This is a genomic window from Pantoea sp. BJ2, from assembly GCF_040255075.1.
Taxonomy (GTDB): Bacteria; Pseudomonadota; Gammaproteobacteria; order Enterobacterales; family Enterobacteriaceae; genus Pantoea; species Pantoea leporis.
The window spans coordinates 2,870,601-2,884,254 of sequence record NZ_CP158292.1; the positions used below are offsets into that span (position 1 = coordinate 2,870,601).

The 13,654-nt window shown below is 54.8% G+C and carries 9 protein-coding genes; 5 read left to right on the forward strand and 4 right to left on the reverse strand.

The genetic code is table 11. From position 1 onward, the window contains the following. Position 1: 1 nt before the first annotated feature. Positions 2–652: a response regulator transcription factor RcsB gene (rcsB, locus tag AAF463_RS13265; RefSeq protein WP_007889370.1), complete on the forward strand. Its 651-nt coding sequence runs from the start codon at positions 2–4 to the stop codon at positions 650–652. Between the two features lie 48 nt (positions 653–700). On the opposite strand, the gene rcsC is transcribed toward rcsB, so the two are convergent. Together rcsC and gyrA are read right to left on the reverse strand one after the other, a co-directional pair. After that, a complete protein-coding gene (gene rcsC, locus AAF463_RS13270) occupies positions 701–3,556 on the reverse strand; it encodes a two-component system sensor histidine kinase RcsC (protein ID WP_350260925.1) in 2,856 nt (951 codons plus the stop codon). A gap of 164 nt (positions 3,557–3,720) precedes the next feature. Further along, positions 3,721–6,360, reverse strand: coding sequence for a DNA topoisomerase (ATP-hydrolyzing) subunit A (gene gyrA / locus AAF463_RS13275; protein ID WP_101763668.1), 2,640 nt, complete (start codon positions 6,358–6,360; stop codon positions 3,721–3,723). A 176-nt stretch (positions 6,361–6,536) separates the two neighbouring features. On the opposite strand from gyrA, the gene ubiG reads away from it, so the two are divergent. The 4 genes from ubiG to yfaE all read left to right on the forward strand — a co-directional run bounded on the left by ubiG (position 6,537) and on the right by yfaE (position 11,837). Next, positions 6,537–7,262: a bifunctional 2-polyprenyl-6-hydroxyphenol methylase/3-demethylubiquinol 3-O-methyltransferase UbiG gene (ubiG, locus tag AAF463_RS13280; RefSeq protein WP_110866579.1), complete on the forward strand. Its 726-nt coding sequence runs from the start codon at positions 6,537–6,539 to the stop codon at positions 7,260–7,262. 842 nt (positions 7,263–8,104) lie between these two features. Beyond that, positions 8,105–10,390, forward strand: a complete 2,286-nt coding sequence (gene nrdA / locus AAF463_RS13285) for a class 1a ribonucleoside-diphosphate reductase subunit alpha (RefSeq protein ID WP_350260926.1) — start codon at positions 8,105–8,107, stop codon at positions 10,388–10,390. A 53-nt stretch (positions 10,391–10,443) separates the two neighbouring features. Further along, the gene (gene nrdB / locus AAF463_RS13290; protein ID WP_101763665.1) at positions 10,444–11,574 is read left to right on the forward strand and encodes a class Ia ribonucleoside-diphosphate reductase subunit beta; all 1,131 of its coding nucleotides are present in this window, start codon (positions 10,444–10,446) and stop codon (positions 11,572–11,574) included. Positions 11,575–11,576: 2 nt separating this feature from the next. After that, on the forward strand, positions 11,577–11,837 hold the full coding sequence (yfaE, locus tag AAF463_RS13295; RefSeq protein ID WP_061717835.1) for a class I ribonucleotide reductase maintenance protein YfaE: 261 nt from the start codon (positions 11,577–11,579) through the stop codon (positions 11,835–11,837). Between the two features lie 37 nt (positions 11,838–11,874). Here the strand turns inward: yfaE and AAF463_RS13300 are convergent, their stop codons facing one another. Continuing rightward, a complete protein-coding gene (locus AAF463_RS13300; RefSeq protein ID WP_350260927.1) occupies positions 11,875–13,071 on the reverse strand; it encodes a nicotinamide mononucleotide deamidase-related protein YfaY in 1,197 nt (398 codons plus the stop codon). Positions 13,072–13,215: 144 nt separating this feature from the next. Next, entirely contained in the window at positions 13,216–13,524 is a 309-nt protein-coding gene (gene elaB / locus AAF463_RS13305; RefSeq protein WP_008105125.1) for a stress response protein ElaB, read from the reverse strand. Between the last annotated feature and the right edge of the window lie 130 nt (positions 13,525–13,654).

Genomic DNA, 13,654 nt, shown 5'->3' on the forward strand with positions numbered 1-13,654 from the left:
GATGAATAACTTGAACGTAATTATTGCCGATGACCATCCGATCGTTCTGTTCGGTATCCGTAAGTCACTGGAACAGATTGAATGGGTTAACGTTGTAGGTGAGTTTGAAGACTCAACAGCACTGGTAAACAGCTTGCCCAAACTGGACGCTAATGTCCTGATTACCGACCTCTCCATGCCAGGCGAGAAGTACGGTGACGGTATCACCCTGATTAAATACATCAAACGTCACTATCCGGACCTCTCGATTATCGTTCTGACCATGAACAATAACCCAGCGATCCTGAGCGCGGTGTTGGATCTGGATATCGAAGGGATCGTACTGAAGCAAGGCGCACCAACCGATCTGCCAAAAGCACTCGCGGCTCTGCAGAAAGGCAAAAAATATACGCCGGAAAGCGTGGCAAAACTGCTGGAGCGCATCAGCGCCGGTGGTTACGGTGACAAACGTCTGTCGCCGAAAGAGAGTGAAGTACTGCGTCTGTTCGCAGAAGGTTTCCTGGTGACTGAGATCGCTAAGAAACTTAACCGCAGTATCAAAACCATCAGTAGCCAGAAGAAATCAGCCATGATGAAACTGGGCGTGGAAAACGATATCGCGCTGCTGAACTATCTCTCTTCTGTCAGCGCCACTCAGGTCGACAAAGAGTAATACAGATGGGCGGCGTCTTCTGACACCGCCCATTTTTTAGCATCCGCTTTACGCCTCTACCCTGCCCTTTCTGACGCGTTCCGCATACACCGCCAGCGTACTTTTCAGCACATCCAGCGTGACCGGCTTCGACAAACAGTTATCCATGCCCGCATCCATACAGCGCTGCTTCTCTTCCGCTAGCGCATTTGCCGTGACGCCAATCACCGGGAAAGTATGTCCCAGCTGACGCAGACGTTGCGTCAGGCGATAACCATCCATGTTCGGCATGTTCACGTCGCTCAGCACGATATCGATATGGTTGCGACTCAGCACGTTCAGCGCATCAACGCCATCCTGCGCGGTTTTGGTTTGATAGCCGACGGTGCCGAGCTGTTCTGATAGCAGCATGCGGTTGATCGGATGGTCATCAACAATCAGCACGATAATATCTTCGAAGGTCGCGGCGGCTTTTGGCGTGGTTAACGGCAGCGGCGTGGCGGTTTGGCTATTAATGTTGATGCGGTAGATGCGGCCCAGCAGCTGCGGCAGATCGTGGAGCATCGCGCTGCTCTGAATCCATTGCCCCGGCGCGGTTTCGTGCGGCATATCGATGTGCTCACCACAGATACGAATATGTGCGCGTCCAGTTTGCGCGGCAGGCTCATCGTGATCGCTGATGATCACATCATCAGCCGCCGCCTGGCCGTGGTAATACGCTGCCTGAATGCCCTGCTGTTGCAGCAGACGCAGCAGGAAGCTGGCGAGATACTCATTACGCATATCCAGCCAGATGGCTTTTTCCTGCAAGCCGTCGAGCAGCGGTGGCGCCGCCAGCTGACCGGAATAGATCGGAATACGCACGATAAACTGGCTGCCCATACCCGGTTCGGAATCGACTTCGATGTCGCCGTCCATCATGTTGATCAGCTTTTCACAAATCGCCAACCCTAAGCCGGTGCCCTGGAAGTTACGCTGCACGCCAGAACCCACCTGGAAGAACGGATCGAACAGGCGCGTTACCTCTTTGGCCGGAATACCGACGCCGGTATCGCGTACGCGGAATGCCAGATAACCCTCTTTGACGTAAGCATGCAGGATGATGCAGCCGGTATGCGTGAATTTAATGGCGTTGTTCAGCAGGTTGGATATCACCTGCTGCAGACGCATGGCGTCGCCATCCATAATCAGGGGCACATCGTTTTCAATAAACACATACAGCGCCAGGCGCTTACGCACCACCAGCGAGAGATAGTTGCTGGCAATATGGTTGACCACTTCACGCGGCGAGAACGGATGCGGTTCAATTTTCAGCTGTTCGGATTCAATCTTCGAGAAGTCGAGGATGTCGCTGATGATCTTCAGCAGCAGGCTCGACGAGTTGTTCATCGCCGTCACCAGTGAATCGACGCCTTTCGGCAGCACTTTGGTTTGCAGCAGATCGAGGTTACCGATAATGCCGTACAGCGGCGTGCGCAGTTCATGGCTGACGGTGGCGAGGAACATTGATTTCGACTGGCTGGCTTGCTCGGCCGAGTGCGCCATCTCCTGCAGCGACTGCTCCATACGCACGCGCGCCGAAACATCCACCAGCACGCAAATCGCCACGTTTTCATTACGATAACGCGAATGTACAAAGCTGATTTGCAGGTTGGTGTTGCTGCCGGTCAGCACATCGACAAAGTTGACCTGCTGACCGCCAATGATTTCATTCAGACGCTGGCGATCTTCCTGCGTCAGCAGCGTCAGATAGTTATGCGCCAGTTCGTTACTCAGAATGTTGGTGCCGTCGCTGGTGCGCAGGATACAGATGCCGACCGGCGCCGAGGCGACAATCTTGCGGTTGAACTGCTCGTGCTCCTCCAGCCGATGCGCATTCTCCTCGGCCGGCAGGAACATGCGGCGCTCAAAAATCCACGCCAGCGTGAACAAAATCACCGCGGTTAAGATATTGAGTAGCAGCGCGTTGATCAGCATCAGCTTGAGCTGATCGGTTAACACGTCGGTGGAAAGCGACCACACCACATTGAGATTCGACGGCGGCAGCGGCTTTTTCAGCACCAGCTGGCGATAGCTGTCGAGATAGCCGAACCAGGTGCTGTTATCCGGCAGATCGTCGAGCGAGTAGCCCGGCCCGCCGCGACGCGAACTGATCAGCGGACGGTAGTTTTCATCGGTGATGGTGGCCACCAGCGGCAAACCGCCCGGCTGAATAAACTCATCAAGGCGAATATTCTGCTCCACGCCCAGCAGCGCCTGCAGCTTGTTCGCCACATATACCGGCATCACCATATAGAAGTTGCCGACGCCCGGCTGCGCGCTGCTGGTGATCCAATACATCGGCTGGCGGCGCTCTTCTTCATTGCCGTTGCGATAGTGCAGCACGCGTTCGCGCAGCGCTTTCAGGCTACGTTCACGATCGACTGAATTGTTGCTGCCGATGGTGAAATCAGCCAGACACTGATTCTCTCCGCCGATGAAGAACACGCGGTTCAATTCATACGCCGAGGCAAAATTGCTTTTCCAGTAATTGATGTAGTAGCTGAGCGAGTCCAGCGAGTTACGCCAGGTATTGCTCATTGACGTGCAGTCGCCATCGGAAAACAGCGGCGTGAACTGCGGCAGCGCACCTTTGCCCGGCGGCAAACCGTTGAGCACATCCAGACCATTAGCGCTGCTGCTCAGGCGATTTTCGGTGATGTATTTCAGCTCGCGCATCACGTCCGCCGAATGGCGCACGTACCACTCAGCCTGACCATAATTGGCGGCAAACTCCTGACGCACCGCGTTCTCTTTCTCGTGCAGCACGTTGATGATGTAGAAAGTGGTCAGCAGCGCACCCAGCGCCCAGAGCAGCAACGCCAGCGCACGAAACAGATAGCGCGAAATTCGAAGCGTAGTGCGAAAGGAGACGAGATATTTCAAATGAGGCTCACTGGCGGTAAGAGGTTATCAGGATGTTGAAAAGCTTCCATACACTAGCTTTATCGGCCCTAAAAAGCCAGCTAGCCCGCGCCTTTAGGGGAAAACTCAGATAAAAAAACGGCAGGCCAGTTTCCTGACCTGCCGCTTATTAAAGCCGTTACGAATTACTCTTCGTCGTCAGCTTCTGGTGCATCGTCATCGCTGTCCACTTCCGGCGCGATATCCTCCTCGCCTTCCGCTACGCTACCGTCGATGGCGTCGAGTTCTTCCTCTTCCACCGGCTCCGCGACGCGTTGCAGACCCACCACGTTTTCATCTTCCGCTGTACGGATCAGAATCACGCCCTGAGTATTACGGCCTACCACGCTGACTTCCGATACGCGAGTACGCACCAGCGTACCGGCATCGGTGATCATCATGATCTGATCGCCATCCACCACCTGTACCGCGCCGATAACCGGTCCGTTACGTTCGGTGACTTTAATCGAGATCACGCCCTGCGTCGCACGCGACTTGGTTGGATACTCGCTGTTGGCAGTACGTTTACCGTAACCGTTCTGCGTCACGGTGAGGATCGCGCCCTCTTCGCGTGGCACAATCAGCGACACCACTTTGTCGCTTTCAGCCAGCTTGATACCGCGAACGCCCGAAGCCGAACGGCCCATCGCACGTACCGCCGTTTCAGCGAAGCGCACCACTTTACCGGCGGCAGAGAACAGCATCGCTTCGTCGCTACCGTTGGTCAGCGCCACGCCAATCAGCTCGTCATCCTCACGCAGGTTGATGGCGATGATGCCCGCGCTACGCGGACGGCTGAACTCCTGCAGCGCGGTTTTCTTCACGGTACCGCTCGCGGTAGCCATGAAGATGTTGAAGCCCTCGGTGTATTCACGCACCGGCAGAATGGCGGTGATACGTTCGTTGGCTTCCAGAGGCAACAGGTTGACGATTGGACGACCGCGCGCACCACGGCTGGCTTCCGGCAGCTGATAGACCTTCATCCAGTAGAGACGGCCGCGGCTGGAGAAGCACAGAATGGTGTCGTGGGTGTTGGCCACCAGCAGACGATCGATAAAGTCTTCTTCTTTAATACGTGCGGCGGATTTGCCTTTACCACCGCGGCGCTGGGCTTCATAGTCGGTCAGCGGTTGGTATTTGACATAACCCTGATGCGACAGCGTCACCACAACGTCTTCCTGATTGATCAGGTCTTCGATGTTGATGTCTGCACTGTTCGCCGTAATTTCAGTACGACGTGCGTCGCCGAACTGATCGCGCATCAGCTCCAGCTCTTCACGGATCACTTCCATCAGGCGCTCAGCGCTTTGCAGGATGTGCAGCAGTTCAGCGATCTGATCCAGCAGCTCTTTGTATTCGTCGAGCAGCTTTTCGTGCTCGAGGCCGGTCAGTTTCTGCAGACGCAGATCCAGAATCGCCTGCGCTTGCTGTTCAGTCAGATAATATTGACCATCGCGAATACCGAACTCGGCTTCCAGCCATTCCGGACGTGCAGCGTCATTACCGGCACGTTCCAGCATCGCGGCAACGTTACCCAGATCCCACGACTGCGCCAGCAGGCCCAGTTTCGCTTCGGCTGGCGTTGGTGCACGACGAATCAGTTCGATGATCGGATCGATGTTGGCCAACGCAATCGCCAGGCCTTCAAGGATGTGAGCACGATCGCGCGCTTTACGCAGTTCGAAAATGGTACGACGCGTAACCACTTCACGACGGTGACGCACGAAGGCTTCGATGATGCCTTTCAGCGTCATGATCTTCGGCTGGCCCTGATGCAGCGCCACCATGTTGATGCCGAAAGAGACCTGCAGCTGTGTCAGCGAATAGAGGTTGTTGAGAACCACTTCACCCACCGCATCGCGTTTGATCTCAATGACAACACGCATGCCGTCTTTATCAGATTCGTCACGTAGTGCGCTGATGCCTTCCACGCGCTTCTCTTTCACCAGCTCGGCGATCTTCTCGATCAGACGCGCTTTGTTCACCTGATACGGCAGTTCGTGCACGATGATGGTTTCACGGCCGGTCTTAGCATCGGTTTCCACTTCGCCACGTGCGCGAATGTAAATCTTACCGCGCCCGGTGCGATAGGCTTCTTCAATACCACGACGACCATTGATGAAGGCCGCCGTCGGGAAGTCTGGCCCGGTGATGTGCTCCATTAGGCCTTCAACGGTGATGTCTTCATCTTCGATAAACGCCAGACAGCCGTTGATCACTTCCGTCAGGTTGTGCGGTGGAATGTTGGTTGCCATACCAACGGCGATACCGGAAGAACCGTTTACCAGCAGGTTAGGAATTTTAGTTGGCAGGACTTCAGGGATCTGCTCGGTGCCGTCATAGTTCGGCACGAAATCGACGGTTTCCTTTTCCAGGTCAGCCAGCAGCTCAGAAGAGATCTTTGCCATGCGGACTTCGGTATAACGCATCGCTGCGGCGGAGTCGCCGTCGACCGAACCAAAGTTACCCTGACCGTCAACCAGCATGTAGCGCAGGGAGAATGGCTGGGCCATACGCACGATACTTTCGTATACCGCGGAATCGCCGTGCGGGTGATATTTACCGATGACGTCACCGACCACACGGGCGGATTTTTTATAGGGTTTATTCCAGTCGTTGCCCAGTTCGCTCATGGCAAAAAGCACACGGCGGTGTACCGGCTTCAGACCATCACGCACATCGGGTAAGGCTCGGCCAACAATGACCGACATGGCGTAATCGAGGTAGGAGTTTTTCAACTCTTCTTCGATATTGACCGGTGTAATTTCTCTCGCAAGGTCGCTCATGGAGCCGCTATCCCTCTACATAATCCCGGATTTAAAGGTGCGAAAGTATATCACATTGCTTCCCTTCGGTGAACGTTAACCAGGCCTTAATCCCGCTTTTCCTTGAGCGTGAGAGATGCGTTCGCGTGAGTTAAGCGTTTATACTGAGGGAATATTTTGTCTGGAGTGATGATTCAATGAGTGAACAACCGCAGGAAAGCCGCCAGAACGTCGACCACGCCGAGATCGCCAAGTTTGAGGCCGTGGCATCCCGCTGGTGGGATTTAGAGGGTGAATTTAAGCCGTTGCACCGTATTAACCCCCTGCGACTTGGCTGGATAGCGCAGCATAGTAATGGCCTGTTCGGCAAGAAAGTGCTCGATGTCGGCTGCGGCGGCGGCATTCTGGCGGAGAGCATGGCGCGTGAAGGCGCTGAGGTTACCGGCCTGGATATGGGCGCTGAGCCGCTGGAAGTGGCGCGTCTGCATGCGCTTGAGAGCGGCGTTAGCGTTAACTACGTGCAGCAAACCGTGGAAGATCACGCCGCAAGTCACCCCGGGCATTATGATGTGGTGACCTGCATGGAGATGCTGGAGCATGTGCCGGATCCGCGCTCGGTAGTCTTAGCCTGCGCGCAGCTGGTGAAGCCCGGCGGCGAAGTGTTTTTCTCCACCATCAACCGCAATCCAAAAGCCTGGCTGCTGGCGGTATTTGGTGCCGAGTATGTGCTGCGCATGGTGCCGCGCGGGACGCACGACGTGAAGAAATTCATCCGTCCCGCCGAGTTGCTGAACTGGGTGGATGAAACCCCGCTGCGTGAAAGAAATATGATTGGCCTGCACTACAATCCGCTGACCAACCAGTTCCGTCTGGGTCGCGGTGTCGATGTGAACTACATGATTCATACGCATCGTCAGGAGTGATGACTGCCAGCTTAGATTTCAGAAAGTACGTTCATCATACGTGCGGGCCCTTGCACATCTGCTTCACGGGCAAATGAGCCCTTTTCAACAACACGCACTGGAGCTTACGAGCAGGCCGGGGCCACTTTTGGTCCGGCAATCCGCAGCGCTGAACGAAGCGAGGAAGCCAGGAGAGCCCGCAGGACGCGGGCGAAAGGCGGAGCCGGGACATGGAAGTCCCGTCTCCGCCGGTCCGTCAGGCAGACGAACGAAGTGAAGGTACTGCGCTAGCGGCGCGAGGACCGCCGGCCCAAAAGTGGCCCCGGCCAGCGCACTCGTCGTTGGCTTAACTAACAAACATTACGTCATTCATGGCGACCTCTTATCCCCTAATTTTGGCCCTATCCAGATCAATTTCCTTTTAGACGCGTACCAGCCTTTTTTATAGGCTAAGCAAGTCACAAAAAATTCATAAGCACTTTTAGATAAGTTCGCTGCTGGCGGCCTTGTCGGGGCTTTTTTTGTCTAAGAAAATTCCTGAAGCGCGGTGGTTGAGCAAGAAACACGCGTCCGATCATAAAGTGAAAAAAAAGTGCTGAGCGGTTGACACTAAGTGCAGGCCTTGCGGCATGCGGATCCAGGATTTTAGCCAGCCGGTGATGACGATTTTTTAGTGAAAATCAACTCTTGTTAAGAAGAGATTGCTGACTAGAATACTCACCATATTGTTGTTCAAACTTCCCGCACCCCCTATATATAGTGTTTATCCACAGGCTTACTCACAACGAGCGGCTTGTGCATAAACCTTGTGCATACATGGGGGATAAATACGTCATTCATGCATGGACAGGTAAAAACGCGACATGAACCAAAGTCTGCTCGTTACTAAACGCGATGGCCGCCAGGAGCGCATTGATCTCGACAAAATTCATCGTGTACTGGATTGGGCAGCCGAAGGGCTGAACAATGTTTCAGTTTCACAGGTTGAACTGCGCTCACACATTCAGTTCTACGATGGCATCAGAACTTCTGACATTCATGAGACCATCATCAAGGCTGCCGCAGACCTGATCTCGCGTGATGCGCCGGATTACCAATACCTGGCTGCGCGTCTGGCTATCTTCCACCTGCGTAAAAAAGCCTACGGCCAGTTTGAGCCGCCGAAGCTGTACGATCAGGTGGTGAAAATGGTTGAGATGGGCAAATACGACCGCCATCTGCTGGAAGATTACAGCACCGAAGAGTTCGAGCAGATGGACGCGTTTATCGACCATTGGCGCGACATGAATTTCTCCTACGCAGCGGTTAAGCAGCTGGAAGGGAAATATCTGGTGCAGAACCGCGTCAGCGGCGAAATCTACGAAAGCGCCCAGTTCCTCTACATTCTGGTGGCGGCATGCCTGTTCTCTGGCTATCCGCGCGAAACCCGTATGGATTACGTGAAGCGCTTCTACGATGCGATCTCAACCTTTAAGATCTCACTGCCAACGCCAATCATGTCCGGCGTGCGCACCCCAACGCGTCAGTTCAGCTCTTGCGTACTGATCGAGTGCGGCGACAGCCTCGACTCTATCAACGCCACCTCTAGCGCCATTGTGAAATACGTTTCTCAGCGCGCCGGTATCGGCATCAACGCCGGCCGCATTCGTGCGCTGGGTAGCCCGATTCGCGGTGGCGAAGCGTTCCACACCGGTTGTATTCCGTTCTACAAACATTTCCAGACTGCCGTGAAGTCCTGCTCACAAGGCGGCGTACGTGGCGGCGCAGCGACGCTGTTCTACCCAATGTGGCATCTGGAAGTTGAAAGCCTGCTGGTGCTGAAAAACAACCGCGGTGTTGAAGGCAACCGCGTGCGTCACATGGATTACGGCGTACAGATCAACAAACTGATGTACACCCGCCTGCTGAAAGGTGAAGACATCACGCTGTTCAGCCCGTCTGACGTGCCTGGCCTGTACGATGCGTTCTTCGCCAATCAGGACGAGTTCGAGCGTCTGTACACCAAATACGAGAAAGACGACAGCATCCGCAAACAGCGCGTGAAAGCCGTTGAGCTGTTCTCACTGATGATGCAGGAGCGTGCGTCAACTGGCCGTATCTACATTCAGAACGTCGATCACTGCAACACGCACAGCCCGTTCGATCCAAGCATCGCGCCAGTTCGTCAGTCGAATCTGTGCCTCGAGATCGCACTGCCGACCAAACCGCTGAACGACGTCAATGACGAAAGCGGCGAAATCGCCCTGTGTACGCTGTCTGCCTTTAACCTGGGCGCGATTAACAGCCTTGACGATCTGGAAGAGCTGGCCACCCTTGCGGTGCGTGCGCTTGATGCACTGCTGGATTATCAGGATTACCCCATTCCGGCAGCACAACGCGGCGCCATGGGCCGTCGTACGCTGGGTATCGGCGTGATCAACTACGCATACTACCTGGCGAAAAACGGCGTGCGTTACTCTGATGGCAGCGCCAACAATCTGACGCACAAAACCTTCGAAGCCATTCAGTACTACCTGCTGAAAGCCTCGAACGAATTGGCGAAAGAGCAAGGTGCGTGCCCGTGGTTTAAAGAGACCACTTACTCGCAGGGCATTCTGCCGATCGATACCTATAAAAAGGATCTCGACGCAGTGTGCAACGAGCCGCTGCATCTGGATTGGGAAGGCCTGCGTGAGTCAATCACCACGCACGGTCTGCGCAACTCAACGCTCTCTGCGCTGATGCCGTCTGAAACCTCTTCGCAGATTTCGAACGCCACCAACGGTATTGAGCCGCCGCGCGGACACATCAGCATCAAAGCATCGAAAGACGGCATTCTGCGTCAGGTGGTGCCAGAGTATGAGCGTCTGAAAGATCTGTATGAACTGCTGTGGGAAATGCCGTCCAACGACGGTTATCTGCAGCTGGTTGGCGTGATGCAGAAGTTCATCGATCAGGCGATTTCGTCGAACACCAACTACGATCCGAGCCGCTTTGCGAATGGCAAAGTGCCGATGAAACAGCTGCTGAAAGACCTGCTGACCGCGTACAAGTTCGGCGTGAAAACCCTGTATTATCAAAACACCCGCGACGGTGCGGAAGATGCACAGGACGATCTGGCACCTTCCATTCAGGATGATGGCTGCGAAAGCGGCGCATGTAAGATCTAATCTCATCTTGTCAGGGCCGACATTGGTCGGCCCTCTTCACATTTGGACTCAAAATGGCTTACACCACATTCTCGCAGAACAAAAATGACCAGCTGAAAGAGCCGATGTTCTTTGGCCAGTCCGTCAACGTTGCCCGTTTCGATCAGCAGAAATATGACATCTTTGAAAAGCTGATTGAGAAGCAGCTCTCCTTCTTCTGGCGTCCGGAAGAAGTGGACGTCTCGCGCGATCGCATCGATTACCAGGCGCTGCCGGAGCATGAAAAGCACATCTTCATCAGCAACCTGAAGTATCAAACGCTGCTGGACTCGATTCAGGGTCGTAGCCCGAACGTGGCGCTGCTGCCGCTGATTTCCATCCCTGAGCTGGAAACCTGGATTGAAACCTGGGCGTTCTCCGAGACCATTCACTCGCGCTCCTACACGCACATCATCCGTAACATCGTTAACGATCCGGCGGTGGTGTTTGACGATATCGTCACCAACGAGCAGATTCTGGCGCGCGCCGAAGATATCTCGAAGTACTACGATGACCTGATCGAGATGACCAGTTACTGGCATCTGCTGGGTGAAGGTACGCATCAGGTCAACGGTAAAACCGTTACCGTTAACCTGCGCGATCTTAAAAAGCAGCTCTATATCTGCCTGATGAGCGTCAACGCGCTGGAAGCCATTCGCTTCTACGTTAGCTTCGCCTGTTCATTTGCTTTCGCCGAGCGCGAGCTGATGGAAGGCAATGCCAAAATCATCAAGCTGATTGCACGCGATGAAGCGCTGCATCTGACCGGCACCCAGCATATGCTGAACCTGCTGCGCACCGGTGAAGACGATCCAGAGATGAAAGCCATCGCCGCGGAGTGTCGTGATGAATGCTTCGATCTGTTCAAGAAGGCAGCCGAGCAGGAAAAGGAGTGGGCAGAATACCTGTTCAGCGGCGGCTCGATGATTGGCCTGAACAAAGACATTCTGTGCCAGTATATCGAGTACATCACCAACATCCGTATGCAGGCGGTGGGTCTCGATCTGCCGTTCCAGACGCGTTCCAACCCCATTCCATGGATCAACTCGTGGCTGGTGTCGGACAACGTACAGGTTGCACCGCAGGAAGTTGAAGTGAGCTCGTATTTGGTCGGTCAGATTGATTCTGAAGTGGGCGAAGACGATTTCGACGGCTTCCAGCTGTAAGCATGAGCCGCTCTGTTGTTATTCTGCGTAGCTCCGGCTCCCGGCTGGAGTGCGCAGAAGATCACCCCAATCTGCTGGCGACGCTGGAAGCTAATAATCTGTGCGTTGAGTTTCAGTGTCGCGAAGGCTACTGCGGCTCTTGCCGCATGCGTTTGCTAAAAGGCGAAGTGGATTATGCCGAAACCCCGTTGGCGTTCGTGCAGCAAGGCGAGATTTTGCCGTGCTGCTGTCGCGCCAAAGGGGAGATTGAGATCGAGCTGTGATTGACCAGGCCGCCATTTATGGCGACCTGGTGATCAATCAGCGTTTCACCGTTTCCAGCACATCAATCCAACCGTGACCGGTGCTGACTTCACTGCCGTGTAGCCAGCGACGCAACATGTTCATCGCCATCATTGCCACCACTTTCTGCCGCGTTTCCACGTTATGACGTCCATGAGTGAACTTTACGCGTTGGCCCCAGCTGGCTTCCGGCGTATGCAATGCAATCGATACTTCGCCTTCTACTAAATTTCCCACCGACAACGCCAGCGCCACGCCCTGCTGTTTCGCCCAGTCACGCGTGCGCGCAACCTGCGCTTCCAGATCTTCATCCTGCGGCGGCAGAATCTCTGCTTTGCTGAGCGCCACGTCCGCAGCGGCCAGCTGCCAGTTAAGTAAGCCGGCGGTGAACTGCTCGCTCAGCGCCAAATGGAAGCCACGCTGCTGCAACTCGCGCGCCAGCAGCGCCGGTAAACCTTCGGTGCCCTCAAAGATGGTGCATTCAGCCAGCAACAGTTTTACCTGCTGCCACACTTGCTCCATCGCCACGCGCTGGCTGGCGGGTCCGGTGAGTTTGATTTCAATAATCGGCATCGATGAGCGATAGCCCATCACTACGCCTTCCGGCAGCGGGAGCGGCTCCAGCTCGGCGGCAATGTCACTTTCCCCACGTCCAAAGGTGGTGAGGCGCAAACACAATGGTGGCTCAGGCAGTTCAAAGCGTGCTTTGAGGCGCGGAATAATCTCCTGCTCAACCATCACTTTAAATTCCGACGGCACGCCAGGGGTGAAGAAAATCCAGCAGCGATTGAGCTGCAGCGCGAAGCCGCATGCGGTGCCGACCGGATTATCGAGCATCTCAGCTATGGCGGGGATTTCTGCCTGCTTGCGGTTGCTCGGTGCCATCACACGTCCGCGGCTGGCGAACCAGGCTTCCATTTTTTCCAGCCAGGGTTGCTGGATAACTAACTCGCTGCCGCTGGCAATGGCTGCGGCCTGCGCGCTGAGATCGTCACTGGTAGGTCCTAAACCGCCATTCACGATTAGCACGTCAGCAATCTGGCTGCGGCTCTGCAGCGCCTCCACCAGCGAGGTCATTGCATCACCGACGGTGCTACGGCTGGTCATCGGCAAACCGTGCTGGAACAGCACATTGGCCAGCCACGCGGCGTTGGTATCGACAATCTGCCCATGTAACACTTCATCGCCCGTTGAGAGCATTTCTACACGTATCACGTTGCGTTCTCCTTTTCCCTGTCGCTTTACTGTAGGAAGCGTGCAGGCGAAACACAATCGCGGATGATGCGAAACAGGGATTTAAAGGGAAAAGCGGCGAGGAAATCAGGAAGCGGGCGCGAAGCGTGTCGCGCCCGTTGGAACTTATCGTCGAGCCAGCAGTAAACCGACAAACAGGCCAGCGGCGGCACCAATGCCAATCCCCTGCCACGGTTTTTCATGCACATAATCATCGGCGCGATAGGCCGCATTCTTGGCACGATAGTAATAGCTGTCTGACGCCTGGCTAACGCGCGATTTCACGTCTTCCAACGCTTGTTCAGCTTTGAGTTTCAGCTCGATATATTTTTGATCGGCCGGATCGCCTGATGCGCGTAACACTTCTTCCAGCGTTTCCGTTAGCAGCGCCAGGTCGTCGTCAAGGTGCGTTTCAAATTGATCTGAAGATGACACTATGTAGTTCCTCCATGTTCCTTGCTCGTTGTGGTTTAACTATAGTCATAAATTGCAGATTTGCTGGATGGCGACTGCAAGGTTTTCACCAAGTTTCATCCACCACAGTGCAAAGTTGTGTCATGTACGC